This window comes from Mesorhizobium sp. P2_A12 (assembly GCF_056405075.1).
On record NZ_JBFUCU010000012.1, the window covers coordinates 19,291 to 35,801 of the forward strand.

A 16,511-nucleotide genomic window follows, 5' to 3' on the forward strand; every position below is an offset into this window, starting at 1 on the left:
CCGTTGACGCGGCGGAGTGATACGCAAATCGAACGTATTTCGCCAGAGCTTTTCCTGCCGCCTCGGCGTGGCTGTGCATGGACGTTGTCCGAGACGGCAAGGCCATCAGGACCTACACGCTACTGTCACATCGGCGTAGTCTGAATAGCCTTTCCAGCACGAAGCCTGAGAATGACGGTGTGAGATAACGATGAGCCGGCAAGAAAAATTCGACCTCGCCATCGTTGGCGCCGGCATTGTCGGTCTCGCCCATGCGCTCGCCGCCGTCCGTCGCGGTCTCAGCGTCGTCGTCATAGACCGCGACGCTCAGGCCAACGGCGCTTCGGTGCGTAATTTTGGCTTTGTTACGGTCAGTGGTCAGGAACGCGGCCAGGTATGGCGCCGTGCCATGCGATCTCGCGACATCTGGCTGGAACTGGCCGCGCCCGCCGGCATCAAAGTCATCCAGCGCGGCTTGGTCGTCGTCGCGCGCCGTCCGGAAGCGCTCTCGGTGGTCGAGGCGTTTCTTCGAACCGAGATGGGCGAGGGTTGCCTGCTGCTCGAACCCGATGTGCTTCGCCGCGACCATCCAGAACTGGCGGGCCGGAATTTTGCCGGCGGCCTGTGGAGCCCGCACGATGTGCGTGTCGAGTCGCGCCAGGCCATCCCGCAGCTGGCAACCTTCCTCGCCGAAAAGCATGGCGTCCAATTCCGGCGCGAGACGGCGGTACGCTCGATCGAGCCGCCCGATATCGAGACCAGCCGGGGCCCGGTTTTCGCCGACAAGGTGATCGTCTGCCCGGGCGACGATCTGGCCACGCTTTACCCCGATCACATCGCGCGATACGGCGTCACCCGCTGCAAATTGCAGATGATGCGCCTTGCCGATCCCGGCTTCCGGTTGCCGGCAGCGGTGATGTCGGATCTTGGGCTGGCGCGTTACAGCGGTTACGCCGCTTTGCCAGAAGCCGCCGCTTTGCGAAGCCGGCTGGAAGTGGAGCAAGGCGACGCGCTCGACAATGGCGTGCATCTGATCGTCGTCCAGAGTGCCGATGGCACGCTCGTGGTGGGCGATTCACACCACTATGCGACAACGCCCGATCCGTTCGCCTCGGGGCGTGTCGACGACCTCATCCTTGAGGAGTTCAGCGCCGTCTTTGGTGGCCCGCCGCCGCCCGTGCTGGAACGCTGGACCGGCATCTATGCCTCAGCAACCGGCCAAACAATGTTCGCCGACGCGCCGCGGGAGGGCGTGCGGCTGGTCATGATCACCAGCGGTACCGGCGCCAGCACCTCGTTCGCGATCGCCGATGAGGTGGTCGACGAGTTTTTCGGTTCAACCACGGCCGACGCCAGGAAGATCGCATGATGCCCACTCACGGTTTGCTTCGCGCCGTCGTCCTCGACTGGGCCGGCACCGTTGTCGATCACGGTTCGCTGGCGCCGATGGGTGTCTTTGTCGAGGCCTTCGCCGAATTCGGCGTGGCGATCAGCGTCGATGAGGCGAGGGGACCGATGGGAATGGCCAAGCGCCCGCACATCGCAGCACTGCTGGCACAGCCCAGGATCGCCGCCGCATGGACGGAGCAGCACGGTCATGCGCCGACGAATGCCGACATCGACGCCATCTATCAGGTATTCGTGCCGAAGAACCGGGCTGTGGCGGCGCGGTTCTCGGATGTCATTCCCGGTGTTGTCGACGTGGTCAAGGCGCTGCGGAAGCGCGGCCTCAAGATCGGCACGACAACTGGCTATACGCGCGACATCATGGCGGAGATACTGCCGGTTGCCGCCGCGCAGGGCTTTTCGCCGGATTGCCTGGTCTGCACCGGCGATACGCCCGACGGCAGGCCGACGCCGTTCATGCTCTGGAAAGCGCTGACCGAACTCGGCGTCTATCCGCCGTGGCTGTGTGTCAAGGTCGATGACACCGAGGTCGGTATCGGCGAGGGGATCAATGCGGGCGCCTGGGCCGTCGGCGTGGCGGTGACCGGCAATGTCTTTGGTCACACGCTGGCGGAGACTCAGACTATGGCTGCGGATGTGTTCAGGATGAAACGGGCCGAGGCATCGGCCAAGCTCACGGCCGCCGGCGCGCATTTCGTTGTCAACGGCGTCGCCGATCTGCTGCCCGTGATTGCCGCCATTGAAGGCAAGCTGCGGCGCGGCGAAAGGCCCTGATCGCTCACTCGGCCGAGTGCCACCTGCTTTGCAGCACTCTGCGCCGGTATCGCGGGGATTGCCCGGTTTTGCCGGCGAGGCGAGGACGGTTGCGAACGATGTCCTCCAGCGATACGCGAAAAAAATGCGCGGCTGGGATTAAAATCCCCAGATGCTCCGTAAACAAGACATGAAACGGTCGATGCCGCGTTTTGACATCATAGGGCAGCTCGGGTCGCTGCGCCGCTACGCGCGCTCGCTGACACGTGACAGCACGGACGCTGAGGATCTCGTGCATGACGCGCTGGTGCGGGCGTATGAACGGCGCGCCACTTTCCGATCTAGCGGTAATTTGCGCGCATGGCTGCTGTCGATCGTGCACAACACATTCATCGACAAGATGCGCTCCCGCAAATCCGAAGCCGCTCGCCTCGAACAGGCCGGATATCTTGCCGATGGCACCACACCGGCGCCGCAGGAACACTCCGTGCGCCTGGCGCAGGTGCGCCAAGCCTTCTTCAGCCTGCCGCAAGAACAGCGCTCGGCCCTGCATCTCGTCGCCATCGAAGGGCTTTCCTATCAACAGGCGGCCGATGCCAGTGGCGTGCCGCTGGGAACGCTGATGTCGCGCATCGGCAGGGCGCGCGCCGCACTGCGCGAGACGGAGGACGCGGCGCCCTCGAAGACGAAAAACCACCTCAGGATCGTTGGAGGACCGTCATGACTGGAACTGTCGATCCCGTGGCCGATGCCGACCTCGACGCCTATGTCGACGACCAGCTCGATGTCACCCGCCGCATCGAGGTCGAGGCGTTTTTGTCCACCCGTCCGGAGGCGGCGGCGCGCGTGATGTCGGATCTGCGGACTCGCGACGAACTGCGCGTGGCGCTTGCCGGGTCCGGGGGCATGGCGCGGCCGGCGACGGCCGATGCCGCGCGGCGGTTGGAGAGGGGGCTTTCCCGCGGTCGCATCTTCGGCGTGCTGCAGCGCGCGGCGGCAGTGGCCGCCTTCGTCGCCGCCGGCTGGCTGGCAAACGGCATCATCGGGCCGATGTCGGTGACCAAGGTCGTCGCCTCGCCGCAGCCGCCCGCCTATGTCGACGAGGCGGTGCGCGCCCATAGAACGACGCTGGTGCGCGAGACCATGCCGTCGCAGCCGGAAGCGCCCAACTACAATGCCGGCGAGATCCGCGCCGCAACCGCCATCGTCATGCCGTCGCTGCCCAAGGACTGGAAGGTGCGCGACGTGCAGATCTATCCGTCGCGCTTCGGCCCGAGCGTCGAGATGGCTGTCGAGACGAAGGAGATGGGCCTGGTTTCGCTGTTTGCGATCCGGCCGGGCACCTTCGACGTCGTCAAGCCGACCGTCGCGCCTTCGGGCGACATCTCATCGGCCTATTTCCAGATTGGCGAGGTTGCCTATGCGGTGGTCGGACGAAGCGAGGTCCACAACCTCGACCGCGCCGCCGAGACACTCGCCAAAACGCTTTACTGACCGATCCACAAAGGAGAAGCCAAATGAACACCCCCAATCTGGGATACCGCGTGGGCACCGGCGCCCAAACCGGCGCCGTCTTCGACGAGGGCCTGCGCCAGCACATGCTGCGCGTCTACAACTACATGGGCGTTGGCCTGGTGGTCACCGGCCTGGTCGCCTTCATGATCTCATCGACGCCCGCACTCTACGTGCCGATCTTCTCCAGCCCGCTGAAATGGGTGGTGATGCTGGCGCCGCTCGCCTTCGTCATGCTGTTCTCGTTCAAGATGCAGACCATGTCGGCGGCCAGCGCCCAGGCGATGTTCTGGGCCTTCTGCGCTGTCATGGGCCTGTCGCTGGCCTCGGTGTTCCTGGTCTTCACCGGAACCAGCATCGCGCGCACCTTCTTCACCGCCGCCACCATGTTCGGCGCCACCAGCCTCTATGGCTACACGACCAGGCGTGACCTGACCCAGTTCTCGTCGTTCCTGATCATGGGCCTGATCGGCGTGGTGATCGCCAGCATCGTCAACATCTTCCTCGGCTCGACCGCGCTGCAGTTTGCCATCTCGGTGATCGGTATCGCCGTGTTCATCGGCCTGACCGCCTGGGACACGCAGACGATCAAGGAGCAGTATGCCGAGAATTTCGACGCGGAATCGCGCCAGAAGCTGGCCGTCTTCGGCGCTTTCTCGCTCTATCTGAACTTCATCAACATCTTCCAGCTGTTGCTGAACTTCACCGGCGAACGCGAGTAACGACTGTCCGCTGTGGGCAGGGGCGAGGACTATCGCCCCTTGATGCGGGGAGGTGGCCGGAGGGAGATCCTCCGGCCACAATTCGTTCTGGCAGGACCGGCTACACCTTGAGTCCCCAAGAGCATTTGCTAGTCTGCCACCGCACCACCCTTCAATACCGACCGCGCGAGGATATGTGGCACAAGACAGCCAAACGCTTCAGGGCGACGGCATCTCGGCGACCATCGTCGCACAGGGCGCCGAACTGGTTTCATTGCAAGACGCAGAAGGATTTGAGTTCCTGTGGCAGGCCGGGCCGGAGTGGCGGCGCCATTCGCCGGTGCTGTTTCCGATCGTCGGCCGGCTGAACGGAGATCAGCTGCGCCATCGCGGCCAGACCTACCCGATGACGCAGCACGGGTTCGCGCGCGACAAGTCGTTTGCCTGGGCCCAGAGCGGCCCACAATCCTGCACGCTGGTTCTCACCGACGACGCCGATACCCGCACGCACTATCCATTCGCCTTCCGCCTCGCCGTGACCTACACGTTGGACCGCCGGCTGCTTGGCGTCACCTTCGACATCACCAACACCGGCGAAGAGCCGATGCCGGCGTCCATCGGGGCGCATCCGGCATTCATTTGGCCGTTGCTGCCGGATCTGGCCAAGACGGATTACCAGCTGACTTTCGCTGCTGCCGAACCTGCTCCGGTCCGTCGCCTGAAGGACGGCCTGCTGCTGAAGACGCCGCAGCCGACGCCTGTCGACGGCAACATCCTCGCGCTCTCAGAGCGGCTGTTCGACGAGGACGCGGTCATTCTCGACCAGCCGGCCAGCACCAGCGTGCGATATGCCGCCGGGCGTGGTCCGGTGATCGAGATGGCGTGGCAGGGATTTCAGGAATTGGGCGTCTGGTCAAAGCCGGGCGGCGCGCCGTTCCTGTGCATCGAGCCCTGGCACGGCATCGCAAGTCCGGTGGACTTCAACGGCGATTTTGTCGACAAGCCGGGCCTGATGCTGATCGCGCCGGCCGCCAAGCGCGTGCTGAGCTATCAAATCCGGCTGCTGTGACCCTCCGTCATCGACAACTCAGGCAATAGCGTTGGCCAGCCAGACCGGAGTGTCCAATGAAGCTCTACTTCAGTCGCAATCCCAATCCTCGGCTCGCCGTTGCAGTGGCACGCTATCTCGACGCGAATGTCGAATTTGAATTCGCCTCGCCATTCGCTCCGGGGCAGGCCGAGAAATATCGCCTGCTAAACCCCAATCTCTCATTGCCCATACTTGTGGACGACGGCGGAAAAAGCCTCTGGGAGGCAGACGCCATAGCCTGCCGGCTGTCGCGCGACGTGCGTTCGGATTTCTGGCGCACCGGCGATGACCAGCCTGACATGATCCGGTGGCTGAGTTGGGGCAAGGAGCACTTCGCATTCGCCTGCGACACGGTGCATTTCGAACGTGGCACCAAACAGCGGTATGGCATAGGCCCGATTGATCAACAGCGTGTGGAGGAGGGGCTGACACATTTCCGCACAGCGGCGGCAATACTCGAGGCAGAGCTTTTCGCACGGAAATGGCTGGTCGGAAATTCGGTTTCCTACGCCGACTTCCGCATGGCGACCTTTCTGCCGTTCAACGAGGCCGCCAGACTGCCGCTCGATGACTATCCCTCTGTCGGCCGCTGGTATCGTCGGCTTGAAGACATCGAGGCCTGGCGCGATCCCTTCAAGGGATTGGACGCGCCCGCATTGCCTCCGGTCCCACGAACGGCAGCAGATTAGCGGGCACATCCTACAAGAAGCCGGCTTTCAAACCTGCCGGGCGATGGTGCCGACCACATTGACGAGAATGCGCGCCGCGGTCAGGGCCGACAGGCTGTCGATATCGGCGGGAGGATAGAATTCGACAAGATCGAATCCTGCGATCCTGGCCCGCCTGCCGAGGCCCGCGATCAGGTCGATCACCTGCGTGTAGGTGAGGCCGCCGGGCGTACGCGCCGCCACGCCCGGCATGATGCTGGGGTCGAGGGCGTCGCAGTCGAGCGTGACAACAACCCGCGATCCTTCCGGAATATGCCGCAGCGCGGCTTCGACGCCCTGGGCGTGAATCTCGCGGGCGGTCACGAAGCGACTGCCATAGCGCCGCGCCGCTTCGATCTCGGTTATGCCTGCGCTGCCAACGCTGCGAAGGCCGACCTGCACCATGCCGGCGACATGCGGCATCTCGCTCGCGCGACGCATCGGGCTCGAATAGCCGTGACGCTCGCCAGACACCTCGTCGCGCCAATCGATATGGGCGTCTATCTGCAGGATCCAGACCGGCCCGTGATTCGCAAAGGCGGCGAGGAAGGGAAAGGTCACGGAACAGTCGCCGCCGAGCAGGATCGGTACGGCCGGCAATGCCAGGACCTCGCGCGTCTTCGCCTCGATCCGGGTCCGGTTGCCGGCATTGTCATGCATGATGGTCGGGATATCGCCGGTGTCGATACAGTTGCCCGGCTTGCCGTCGAACAGCGGGCCGCCGAGATCGAAATCCCAGTGCTCGACGAGCGCGGCATCGTCCTGGCTCGCAGCGCGGATGGCATCGGCGGCCAAGGCATGGCCGCTGCTGTCCTTGCCAGGATAGGTGCTGCCGTGACCGGCTCCGAAGATCACCGCACCGGGGATGCGGCCATCGGCGAGGCGATCGGGAAAGCCGAGAACGGGAGATGCGGTCATTTGGTCTTGATGATGGTCTGGCTGAAATTTTTGTCGATTGCCGATGTATCAGTTTGGCGAAGCTCTGTGGAGCGAAACGCGCCACCCCAGCTGAAACGCGAAATTGCCTTACCTGAACGGGGACTGGCGATTGATGGCCGAGCTCCCTTGGCACTCCGCTTCGCCAGACAATTCCGGCCCTGTTCGGGCGTATTGCATCGCTACATTATTTTGTTCGTGAGGCATTATGTTGTGGGCATAGTGAAAGTGAGTCCATCGGGGGTCAGCAGATGAGTGTGATGGTTTTCCGGGCTGGCAGAACCGGCGTGTTGTTTGCAATGCTGATGGCGTCCCTGATCGCATTCACTGCGATCGCCCGGGCGCAGACGACTGCGGCGCCGCCCCCTCCACCTGAAAAAGTCGAACAGTTGCTGAAATTGCTGAACGATCCCGAAGTCAAGGCGTGGATCGCAGAGAAGGGCGCGGCACCCGCGGCCGATTCGGCAATGCCAATGGGCGCTTCTGCCACTGACTTCATGGTCTGGTCCAACGCCATTCGCGAGCATTTGCAGGGCATTGGCAATGCGGTTCCTGAGGTCCCCGACGAGATTTCCGGCGCAAGCTCGACGATAATGACCGAGATTCACGGGCGAGGGCCGGGAGCGATCCTCGTCCTGTTCGCGGCCTTTGTGGCGCTTGGGTTAGGTGCCGAGTTCATCTTCCGCCGGATCGTCGGCAGGGCTCACCGCCGCAACCCAGCTCAAAGCCCGGAATCGGGCGCACCCGCCCGACATCATGTGATCGCCCGAACGTTGTTCGTCGCCATCGCGCCGCTCGTCGTGTTCGCAATGGCCAGTGTCGGCGCCTTCCTGGCGTTTACCTGGCCACCACTGCTTTCTGCGCTGGTGCTGCCTTTGCTGATCGCTGTCATCGCCTGGCGCGTGATCATGCGGATCACGTCAGTTATTCTCGGCACGGCGGACGGCAATTTGAACCTGGGAGACCAGCCGAAGGTCCGGCTCATTCCCATGGACGATGTCACCGCGGCTTTCTGGCGCCGCCGCGTCGCGTTGTTTGCTGGCGTATTCTTCCTTGGATGGGCGCTCGCAGGCGAGATGAACATCCTCCACTTCACGCCGAACGTCAGGAATCTCATCGTCTACATACTCGGTCTCGGTCTCCTCGCGGTGTCGATCGAATCCGTATGGCGGCGGCCGGCGGCGATCGAGCCTTCCAAGGTTTATCGGCTCAAGGAATGGCTGCTGACATTTTTCCTTTGCATGCTCTGGCTCTTGTGGGTCGTGGGGATGAGCACGCTTTTGTGGGTTGGCATCTATGGCTTGATCCTCCCACCAATCCTGAGATCCACCAGCTCAATCACCAAGTCGTTTTTCGCCAGCTCCGACGAGACGACGAAGTCGAACAATGCCATCTTCGAAGTGCTCGTTGAGCGTGGGGCGAGGGCGATCGTCATCGGGCTCGCTGTCGCCTGGCTTGCGACCGTCGTGCGTTTGCGCGCCAGCGGAATGATGGGTGACGAAAGTGTAGACCGCATCGTCCGAGGTGTATTGAGCGGCATCGTGGTGCTGCTCGCCGCCGATCTCATCTGGCAACTTGTGAAGGGTCTCATTGGGGGTCGCATCGATCGCGCCCGCACAGAGGGCGGCGACGAGGCAGCGCTCGCCCGCAGCGGGCGGCTTTTAACGCTGCTGCCGATCCTGAAGAATTTTCTCGCCGCACTCATTGCCGCCATTGCGATCATGATGGTTCTCTCCGGCCTTGGCGTCGAGATTGGTCCATTGATCGCGGGCGCGGGCATCTTCGGCGTTGCCATTGGCTTCGGATCGCAGTCGCTGGTGAAGGACGTCATCAGCGGTGTGTTCTACATGACCGACGATGCGTTTCGCGTCGGGGAGTATATCCAGAGCGGCACCTACAAGGGCACGGTCGAGTCCTTCAGCATTCGCTCGGTCAAGCTGCGCCATCACCGCGGCCCGATCTTCACAGTTCCATTCGGCTCGTTGGGCGCCGTCCAGAACATGAGCCGCGACTGGGTGATCGATAAGTTCTTCATTTCGGTCAACTACGAGACGGACATTGCCAAGGTCAAAAAGCTGGTCAAGGGGGTCGGCGCCGAGCTGCTGGCAGATGAGGAATTCGGTCCGCAGATCATCGAGACCTTGAAGATGAAGGGCGTCGAGGCTTTCGGCGATTATGGCATCAACCTCAGTTTCGCGATGACGACCAAGCCGGGACACCAATTCACTATCCGTCGCCGGGCCTATGTCATGATCCGCGAGGCGTTCGCGGCAAACGGGATCGAGTTTGCCTCGCCCACAGTGCAGGTCGCAGCCGGCAATGAGGACCATGGGGCAAGCGCGGCTGCTGCCAGGGATGCGGTGGTACGCAAACAGGTTGCGGAAGCCAAGGCCAAGGAAGGCGAGGGATAAAAGTCGGCCCGCGGAACTTTATCTTGGAGCGAGGCCATCGAGCAGGAAGCCGAGGCCTTTCCTGAAAGCGCCGAGCCAATCGTCATCCAACAGCAGACGAGAGCGTTCGATTGTCGGGTAGCGTTCGCTAAGAAGCGCAAGGCGCTGCTGCGCGGCGGCCCTGTCGTCATCCGAGAGATCGAAGGTCGTCCGGGTGATGGTGGCGCCCATCACATAGTTCCAGAGTGACCATATTGCGACGTTCAAATCAGCGTCAGCCACGCCGGCTCTGGACAAGGTCTTGCTCAGCAGCTCCAGGCGGCTGAGGATGCCCGGGCCGAGCGCCCTGCGCGGCAACAGCGATGCCGACCAGGGATGGCGCAGCATGATGGCGCGCCAGTCTTCGAGCATATGAATGACTTCTCCGCGCCAGTCTTGAGATTCAGCCATTTGCGGCAGTTCGCGATATTCGAGCACCGAGTCGAGCGCCAGATCAAAGACATCCTCTTTGTTGTTGACGTGCCAATATAGGCTCATCACGCCCGAGCCGAGGCGATCGGCCAGCCCACGCATTGTTAATCCGTCGACGCCTTGGGCGTCCAGTAGTTCTACCGCCGTCGCCACGATACGTTCCCGCGTGAGAGGCGGTTCACTACTCGCCTCCTGCACGGGCTGGTGCGAGACACCGACCTGTTGAGGTCGTTTGCTCCCGGCGCCGCTACGTTTGGCTGCCATCCATCTATCCTCGCTGTTTAGGACATCGATTTTGACCGGCAACGCGACGAATGTCGATCTTGAACGATTGACTCGTACAGCGTACCATACGATGACTCGTACATCGCACGATTCATCGTATGGCGATGTGGTTAAAGTTCAATCATGCCGGCCGCGAGGGTAGGTCGCTCGCAGTCCGCGGAGCGAGAGAAAATCATGTCACACGCAATCAAGCGTCTGCTTATTGGAGGCTAATCATCATGACCATCGCAGTTCCCACGGCGGCAACAGCCAATGAGAACGATCGCAAGCTGACCATCGTCAATCCCCAAAACCTCTACGACCCGTCGCCGAATGGCTACAGCACAGCGGTGATCACACCCCGTGAAGGCCGGGTGGCCTACATCTCCGGGCAGGGCGGCCAGGACAGCACGGGAGCGCTGTCGCCCGACTTCGCCGCCCAGGTTAAGCAGGCCTACGCAAATTTGCGCACCGCGCTGGACGGGATCGGCGCGAAACCGGATCAGGTCGCCAAGCTGACGGTCTTCGTGGTCGATCACGATATGTCAAAGCTTGAGGTGCTGACCGAGAACGTCAAGGCAATGTTCGGCGAGGCGCTGCCGGCGCAGACGTTGGTTCCCGTTCCCAAGCTTGCAATTGACCCCATGCTGTTCGAGGTGGAGGCCGTGGTCGTGCTTGATTAGCGCGGGCGGTGTGCATCGCCAGTTGGTGACTGGTCAGTTGGCCGGTGGCGTTCTCATTTGCGCTGCGGCCAATTGCTCTAGCCGGGTGGCATTACCGCACATCAGAAAGTCGCATAAGATAGATTATGGAACTTGCGTATATGGCGGCCAGACGAAGATTATCCCGCATTATCAGCCGCTTGGCGCGGGTCTGGTTATGGCAATGGATGATGCTCATGACGCCCGGGCTACTCAAACGGAGAGATCTTGGACCATGGCGTCGTGTCTATCGCGGCAAGTCGATCCGGCATGCACGGCAGCTGAAATCCGTGTTGACCAGACGATTTGGCCGTGCGTCATTCATTGTCGAAAATTCCAGTGCGGCCAGCGATGAAGGATTGGCCTCATCACTATGAATCATATGGGATTTCTATCGCCATGCCGTCATAGGCTGGCTCGACGTTGGCTGGCGTCTCGGCCATCACCGTGGCGTAGTCGAGCGGCACATGCATATGCGTCAGCACGGAGTGCCGTGGCGCCAGCCGCTCGATCCATCCCAGTGCCTCGCCAAGCGACAAATGGCTGGGGTGCGTCCGGTACTGCAGCGCGTCGATGATCAGCACGTCGAGGTCGCGCAGCCGTTCGACGGTGGCCTCCGGAAAGTCACTGATATCAGGGCAATAGGCGAGCGTGCCAATGCGGAAACCGAGCGATATGATGTCGCCATGCACCTGCGGCAGCGGCTCGAGGGTGAGGGCACCCCCCTCTCCTTCGATCACCACCGGCTTGGCGTGATCGATGATATGAGCGTCGACGATCGGCGGATAGGAACTGCCTGCCGGCGTCTCGAAACAATAGCCGAACGCTTGCCGCAGGCGCAGCATCGTCGGCTGGTCGGCATGGATATCGATCAACTGGCGCTGTTCGAGGACGAAACCGCGCAGGTCATCGATGCCGTGGATATGGTCGGCATGCGGGTGCGTGTAGACGACCGCATCGATGCGCCTGACGGAGGCCATAAGCATCTGCTGGCGGAAATCCGGTCCGGTGTCGATGACGACGCTGGTGCGGCTGCCATCCGCAGCAATCCGCTCGACGAGTGCGGCGGCGCGGGTGCGCCGGTTCTTCGGGTTATCCGGATCGCAATTGCCCCAGTCGCCGGTGATGCGCGGCGTACCTGGCGACGAGCCGCAGCCGAGAATGGTAAGGCGCAGCCGGTCGGTCATCGTTCAGGCGCTTTGCTCGGGCCAAGCAGTTTGCTCGGGAGGTCGCGGCATCTTGCCGAACAGACGGAAGAAATTGTTCGTCGTCAGATCAGCGATGTCAGCCTCGCTGACGCCGATTGTTTCGGCCAGCACTTTGGCAGTGTGCGCGACATAGGCTGGCTCGTTGCGCTTGCCGCGAAACGGCACGGGCGCCAGATAGGGTGCGTCGGTTTCGACCAGCAAGCGGTCATGCGGCACATCGGCTGCGATGGCGCGTAATTCCGCCGAATTCTTGAAGGTCAGGATACCCGAGAACGATACATAGCCACCGAGCGCAACGCCGATTTCCGCCAGCCGGCGCCCGGACGAAAAACAGTGCAGGATGAAGGGGAAGGCGCCCTTCCCTGTTTCGTCCTCGAGGATGGCTGCCATATCGTCATCGGCATCGCGCGAATGGATGACCAGCGGCAGTCCCGTTTCCCGCGCGGCGGTGATGTGGGCGCGAAAGCCCTGCGCCTGGGCATCGCGCGGCGCCTTGTCGTAGAAGTAATCGAGCCCCGCCTCGCCGATCGCCACCACCTTCGGATGAGCCGACAGGCGCACAAGGTCCGCGGCGGTGACGTCGAGTTCCTCCGCGGCGTTATGCGGGTGGGTGCCGACCGAACAGTACACTTCGTCGAAGGTTTCAGCGATTTCAAGGATTTGCTGAAACCGCTTCACGCGCGTCGAGATCGTCACCATGCGGCTGATACCGGCCGCCTTGGCGCGGGCGACAATGGCCGCCCGCTCCTCGGCGAAGTCTGGAAAATCCAGATGGCAATGGCTGTCGACGAGCATCAGACGTTCGCATCCGGCTGTTCAACGTAACGCGGGAACACCCCTTCCGGCGCGGGCAAGGCAACCCCGGAGACAAGCGCGTGGTCTGCCGCGACATGCACGAAATCGCGGCTGTCCGCCGGCACCGCCAGCAGGTCGAGCAGTTTGTTGGCCGATCCCGGAATGAAGGGTTGGCACAGCAGCGCCACGCGCCGGACGAGTTCGGCAGTCGTCCACAGCACGGTTTCCATGCGCGCCGGATCGCTCTTCTTCAGCGCCCACGGCGCCTGGCCCGCGAAATAACGATCGGCTTCCGCCACGACGCCGAAGATCGCCGCCAGTGCCAGATGGATGCCTTGCTCGGCCATGGTCTTGCGCGCCACGGCGAGCACGGCAGTTGCCTGATCGAGGATCGCCTTGTCCTCATCCGCCAGGGTGCCGCGTTGCGGCACCACGCCGCCGCAGTTCTTGGCGATCATCGACAGCGAGCGCTGCGCCAGATTGCCAAGGCCATTGGCAAGATCGGCGTTGGTGCGGTTGACGATTGCCTCATGGCTGTAGCTGCCGTCCTGGCCGAACGGCACCTCGCGCAGGAAGAAGTAGCGCACCTGGTCCAGACCGTAGTGCTCGATCATGGTGAACGGGTCTATGACGTTGCCGACCGATTTCGACATCTTCTCGCCGCGGTTGAACAGGAAGCCGTGGCCGAAGACACGTTTCGGCAGCGGGATGCCGGCAGACATCAGGAAGGCCGGCCAATACACCGCATGAAAGCGGACGATGTCCTTGCCGATGATGTGCGCATCCGCAGGCCAGAAATGCCAATCGTCAGCATTTTCATTGGGATAGCCGACACCTGTGATGTAATTGGTCAAGGCGTCGACCCACACATACATCACGTGCTTCTCGTCGCCCGGCACCGGCACGCCCCAGTCGAAGGTGGTGCGCGAGATCGACAGGTCCTTGAGGCCGGATTTGACGAAGCTCATCACTTCGTTGCGGCGCTCAGCCGGGCCGATGAAGTCGGGCTGGTTTTCATAGAGCGCGACGAGCTTGTCCTGATAGGCCGAGAGGCGGAAGAAATAGCTCTCTTCCTCGACCCATTCGACGGGCGTTCCCTGTGGCCCGTACCGGACATTGTCTGGGCGGACCTCCGTCTCCTCGTCGCCGTAGTAGGCCTCGTCGCGCACCGAGTACCACCCGGCATAGCCACCCTTGTAGATGTCGCCATTGGCGGCCATTGCCTTCCAGATCGCCTGCGACGACGCGTAATGCCGCTCTTCCGTGGTGCGGATGAAGTCATCATTGGAGGCGTTGAGCGCCTCCGCCATGCGTTTGAACTCGGCCGAATTGCGATCGGCCAGTTCACGCGGCGAAATGCCTTCGCGCTTGGCGGTCTGCAGCATCTTGATGCCGTGTTCGTCGGTTCCGGTGAGGAAGAAGACGTGCTTGCCGTCGAGCCGCTGGAAGCGGGCAAGCGCATCGGTTGCGATCAGTTCGTAGGCATGGCCGATATGCGGTTTGCCGTTCGGATAGGAAATCGCCGTCGTGATGTAGAACTTGTCGCGTGACATGAATGAACCGTCATGAATGTCTGAATGGAAAGGCGTGGCGGTGGATATCGCATCGGGGCGGCGATTGCCATCCCGAGGCCAATGCATGCCGTCCAAAAGTGGCCCCGGTTTTGGGGCAGGCATGCATGGAGAAACCGTCACATTCGCATTGCAGAATTCAGGCGGTCGATCATGGTCAAGGCGTGCTGCTTCTTGTCGAGATTGTAGGTGTCGGTCTCAGATATAGCGTCCAGCGCCTCATGCCAAGTGTCCGACAGCGTTTTGGCCCGTGCGAGGTCGCCCGCAAGCGCTGCCTGGCTTGCCGCATCCGATAACAGCTCCAGCGCCCGGCGGTTGAAGATGTCGAACTGGATCGCCTGGTCGCGGCCGGCGACAGCCTCGGCAAGGCGAAACGCGCCGCCTACATCGTTCTTTCTTGCCGCCACCAGGGCGTCGAGCGTCGACGCGATCTCCAGCCCCCCATATTGCGTCAACAAGATCGCGCTGCGCGCGCTGCCCCCTGCCCGCTCAGCCAGCGCCGCGCGCTCGGCAGGATCGTCCGGCGGTGGCGGTTCGGCCGTTTCCAGCACCGCCATCAGGTCTTCGGCATCGAGAGGCGTCAATCGCACCACCTGGCAACGCGACCGGATTGTCGGCAGCAGGCTGCCCGGCGCATGGACGATCAGGATGAACAGCGTTCGTGCCGGCGGCTCTTCGAGATTCTTCAGCAAGGCATTGGCGGCATTGGTGTTCATGTCGTCGGCTGGGTCCACGATCACAACCCGGTAGCTGCCGTCATGCGAGGTCAGCGACAGGAAGCGGTTGACCTTGCGGATCTCGTCGACGGTGACGACGGTCTTGAAGCTCTTGGTCTTGTCGTTGGGCGGACGGGTCAGATGCAGCACGCAAGGATGCGCGCCGGTGGCGATCTGGCGAAACAGCGACGAGGCCGGATCGGGAATGGCAAGGCTTTCCGGCGCCTGCGCGAAGTCCGGGTGCTTCAACAGATGATGCGCAAGATGGAAGGCAAGCGTCGCCTTGCCGATGCCGACCGGCCCGGAGAAGATCAGCGCATGCGGCAGCTTTCCCGCACGATAGGCGGCGGTCAGCATCCCCGCGGCCTGCCGGTGTCCAACCAGGCGCGGTGTTTCGGATGGCTCGGGCACGCCGTCCAGCGTGTCGTGCTGCTCGGGTGCGATGCGCTCGAAGATCATGCCGGCGTCGCCTGCCTGTTGCGCGACGGCGTTCTTGCCTCCAGCGCCGCGAACACGGCGGCGGTGACGACATTCTCGACCGTATCGGGATCGGCGGCGGCGTTAACGACGATGCAGCGTTCCGGCTCGGCCGCCGCGATTGCCAGAAACGCCTCGCGGCGGGCCTGATGGATCGCCAGCCTCTCCTTTTCGAAGCGGTCGGCGATTGCTTCGGTGCCGCGCCGCAACGTCGCGCGCCTGAGGCCCTCCGCCGGATCGATGTCGAAGATCAGCGTCATGTCCGGCATCATGCCGTTGATGGCGACCTGCTCCAGCGCATCCATGAACGCCGGGTCGATACCGCCGGTGACGCCCTGGTAGACGCGTGATGAATCCAGGAAGCGGTCGCAAAGCACGATGGAGCCACGCTCGACCGCCGGACGGATGACCTGCTCGACATGGTCGGAGCGCGCGGCGGCGAACAGCAGCGCCTCCATTTTCGGCCCGAACGGTTCGGCGGCGCCTGAAAGCAGCACATGCCTGACAGCTTCGGCGCCAGGCGAGCCGCCAGGTTCACGAGTGGGGAGGACATCATATCCCTTGGCGCGCATCTTCCTGGCCAGCCGCTCGATCTGCGTCGACTTGCCTGCTCCTTCGCCGCCTTCGAAGGTGATGAAAAATCCGCGCGCCAATCGAAAAAGCCCTTGCCATGCTTGCGGGTGGTTATAGCGCTCTAGATAGTCCGCGTCGGGCCAAACGTCTATGCCGTCGGCGCTAGAGCAATTCCAGGAAAAATGTGAAACGGTTTTCCCGGGAAAAGCGCGTAGCGCTTTCCCTAGGGACTTGCGTTAAAGCAAAGAGATAGAGCGGTT

15 protein-coding genes and 1 pseudogene are annotated in these 16,511 nt (G+C 62.5%); 9 read left to right on the plus strand and 7 right to left on the minus strand.

The features are described 5' to 3' along the window. The first annotated feature begins 190 nt into the window (after nucleotides 1-190). The 7 genes from AC1DZU_RS22605 (at nucleotide 191) to AC1DZU_RS22635 (ending at nucleotide 6,131) form a co-directional block, all read left to right on the plus strand. Nucleotides 191-1,348, plus strand: a complete 1,158-nt coding sequence (locus AC1DZU_RS22605; RefSeq protein ID WP_477288498.1) for a TIGR03364 family FAD-dependent oxidoreductase — start codon at nucleotides 191-193, stop codon at nucleotides 1,346-1,348. Continuing rightward, the gene (gene phnX / locus AC1DZU_RS22610; RefSeq protein ID WP_477288500.1) at nucleotides 1,345-2,160 is read left to right on the plus strand and encodes a phosphonoacetaldehyde hydrolase; all 816 of its coding nucleotides are present in this window, start codon (nucleotides 1,345-1,347) and stop codon (nucleotides 2,158-2,160) included. Before AC1DZU_RS22605 ends, phnX begins: the two co-directional genes overlap by 4 nt. Before the next feature lie 169 nt (nucleotides 2,161-2,329). Continuing rightward, a complete protein-coding gene (locus AC1DZU_RS22615) occupies nucleotides 2,330-2,863 on the plus strand; it encodes a sigma-70 family RNA polymerase sigma factor (RefSeq protein ID WP_477289232.1) in 534 nt (177 codons plus the stop codon). Beyond that, nucleotides 2,860-3,633, plus strand: a complete 774-nt coding sequence (locus AC1DZU_RS22620; protein ID WP_477288502.1) for an anti-sigma factor family protein — start codon at nucleotides 2,860-2,862, stop codon at nucleotides 3,631-3,633. Before AC1DZU_RS22615 ends, AC1DZU_RS22620 begins: the two co-directional genes overlap by 4 nt. 23 nt (nucleotides 3,634-3,656) lie before the next feature. After that, complete coding sequence (locus AC1DZU_RS22625; RefSeq protein ID WP_477288504.1) at nucleotides 3,657-4,373, plus strand: Bax inhibitor-1/YccA family protein; 717 nt, start codon at nucleotides 3,657-3,659, stop codon at nucleotides 4,371-4,373. 175 nt (nucleotides 4,374-4,548) lie between these two features. Continuing rightward, the gene (locus AC1DZU_RS22630) at nucleotides 4,549-5,421 is read left to right on the plus strand and encodes an aldose 1-epimerase family protein (protein WP_477288506.1); all 873 of its coding nucleotides are present in this window, start codon (nucleotides 4,549-4,551) and stop codon (nucleotides 5,419-5,421) included. Nucleotides 5,422-5,477: 56 nt separating this feature from the next. Further along, a complete protein-coding gene (locus tag AC1DZU_RS22635; protein ID WP_477288508.1) occupies nucleotides 5,478-6,131 on the plus strand; it encodes a glutathione S-transferase family protein in 654 nt (217 codons plus the stop codon). 27 nt (nucleotides 6,132-6,158) lie between these two features. On the opposite strand, the gene AC1DZU_RS22640 is transcribed toward AC1DZU_RS22635, so the two are convergent. Beyond that, complete coding sequence (locus tag AC1DZU_RS22640; protein ID WP_477288510.1) at nucleotides 6,159-7,067, minus strand: agmatinase; 909 nt, start codon at nucleotides 7,065-7,067, stop codon at nucleotides 6,159-6,161. Between the two features lie 269 nt (nucleotides 7,068-7,336). Between AC1DZU_RS22640 and AC1DZU_RS22645 the strand changes: the two genes are divergently transcribed. After that, nucleotides 7,337-9,496 carry a mechanosensitive ion channel family protein gene (locus AC1DZU_RS22645; protein WP_477288512.1) on the plus strand — a complete coding sequence of 720 codons (2,160 nt, stop codon included), beginning with the start codon at nucleotides 7,337-7,339 and terminating at the stop codon, nucleotides 9,494-9,496. A gap of 18 nt (nucleotides 9,497-9,514) precedes the next feature. Here the strand turns inward: AC1DZU_RS22645 and AC1DZU_RS22650 are convergent, their stop codons facing one another. Next, nucleotides 9,515-10,210: a TetR/AcrR family transcriptional regulator gene (locus AC1DZU_RS22650; RefSeq protein WP_477288514.1), complete on the minus strand. Its 696-nt coding sequence runs from the start codon at nucleotides 10,208-10,210 to the stop codon at nucleotides 9,515-9,517. Between the two features lie 195 nt (nucleotides 10,211-10,405). Between AC1DZU_RS22650 and AC1DZU_RS22655 the strand changes: the two are divergent. Beyond that, nucleotides 10,406-10,893, plus strand: a pseudogene (locus AC1DZU_RS22655) (RidA family protein). A 389-nt stretch (nucleotides 10,894-11,282) separates the two neighbouring features. Here AC1DZU_RS22655 and AC1DZU_RS22660 read toward each other — a convergent pair. From AC1DZU_RS22660 to tmk, 5 genes are all read right to left on the minus strand, one after another. Then, the gene (locus AC1DZU_RS22660; RefSeq protein WP_477288516.1) at nucleotides 11,283-12,098 is read right to left on the minus strand and encodes an MBL fold metallo-hydrolase; all 816 of its coding nucleotides are present in this window, start codon (nucleotides 12,096-12,098) and stop codon (nucleotides 11,283-11,285) included. A 3-nt stretch (nucleotides 12,099-12,101) separates the two neighbouring features. Next, on the minus strand, nucleotides 12,102-12,914 hold the full coding sequence (locus AC1DZU_RS22665) for a TatD family hydrolase (protein ID WP_477288518.1): 813 nt from the start codon (nucleotides 12,912-12,914) through the stop codon (nucleotides 12,102-12,104). Next, complete coding sequence (gene metG / locus AC1DZU_RS22670; protein ID WP_477288520.1) at nucleotides 12,914-14,467, minus strand: methionine--tRNA ligase; 1,554 nt, start codon at nucleotides 14,465-14,467, stop codon at nucleotides 12,914-12,916. Before metG ends, AC1DZU_RS22665 begins: the two co-directional genes overlap by 1 nt. A 137-nt stretch (nucleotides 14,468-14,604) precedes the next feature. Beyond that, nucleotides 14,605-15,660 (minus strand): DNA polymerase III subunit delta', encoded by a 1,056-nt coding sequence (locus AC1DZU_RS22675; RefSeq protein ID WP_477288522.1) that lies wholly within the window; start codon nucleotides 15,658-15,660, stop codon nucleotides 14,605-14,607. Continuing rightward, complete coding sequence (gene tmk, locus AC1DZU_RS22680) at nucleotides 15,657-16,331, minus strand: dTMP kinase (protein ID WP_457153016.1); 675 nt, start codon at nucleotides 16,329-16,331, stop codon at nucleotides 15,657-15,659. The genes AC1DZU_RS22675 and tmk overlap by 4 nt, the downstream gene beginning before the upstream one ends. Nucleotides 16,332-16,511 lie beyond the last annotated feature (180 nt).

Excerpts from the sequence above, each read along its gene's own strand:
- AC1DZU_RS22620 (WP_477288502.1), top strand. The coding sequence starts at position 2,860 with ATGACTGGAACTGTCGATCCCGTGGCCGATGCCGACCTCGACGCCTAT.
- AC1DZU_RS22625 (WP_477288504.1), top strand. The coding sequence starts at position 3,657 with ATGAACACCCCCAATCTGGGATACCGCGTGGGCACCGGCGCCCAAACC.
- AC1DZU_RS22660 (WP_477288516.1), bottom strand. The coding sequence starts at position 12,098 with ATGACCGACCGGCTGCGCCTTACCATTCTCGGCTGCGGCTCGTCGCCA.
- phnX (WP_477288500.1), top strand. The coding sequence starts at position 1,345 with ATGATGCCCACTCACGGTTTGCTTCGCGCCGTCGTCCTCGACTGGGCC.
- metG (WP_477288520.1), bottom strand. The coding sequence starts at position 14,467 with ATGTCACGCGACAAGTTCTACATCACGACGGCGATTTCCTATCCGAAC.
- AC1DZU_RS22635 (WP_477288508.1), top strand. The coding sequence starts at position 5,478 with ATGAAGCTCTACTTCAGTCGCAATCCCAATCCTCGGCTCGCCGTTGCA.
- AC1DZU_RS22645 (WP_477288512.1), top strand. The coding sequence starts at position 7,337 with ATGAGTGTGATGGTTTTCCGGGCTGGCAGAACCGGCGTGTTGTTTGCA.
- AC1DZU_RS22650 (WP_477288514.1), bottom strand. The coding sequence starts at position 10,210 with ATGGCAGCCAAACGTAGCGGCGCCGGGAGCAAACGACCTCAACAGGTC.
- AC1DZU_RS22615 (WP_477289232.1), top strand. The coding sequence starts at position 2,330 with ATGAAACGGTCGATGCCGCGTTTTGACATCATAGGGCAGCTCGGGTCG.
- AC1DZU_RS22640 (WP_477288510.1), bottom strand. The coding sequence starts at position 7,067 with ATGACCGCATCTCCCGTTCTCGGCTTTCCCGATCGCCTCGCCGATGGC.
- AC1DZU_RS22675 (WP_477288522.1), bottom strand. The coding sequence starts at position 15,660 with ATGATCTTCGAGCGCATCGCACCCGAGCAGCACGACACGCTGGACGGC.
- AC1DZU_RS22665 (WP_477288518.1), bottom strand. The coding sequence starts at position 12,914 with ATGCTCGTCGACAGCCATTGCCATCTGGATTTTCCAGACTTCGCCGAG.
- AC1DZU_RS22605 (WP_477288498.1), top strand. The coding sequence starts at position 191 with ATGAGCCGGCAAGAAAAATTCGACCTCGCCATCGTTGGCGCCGGCATT.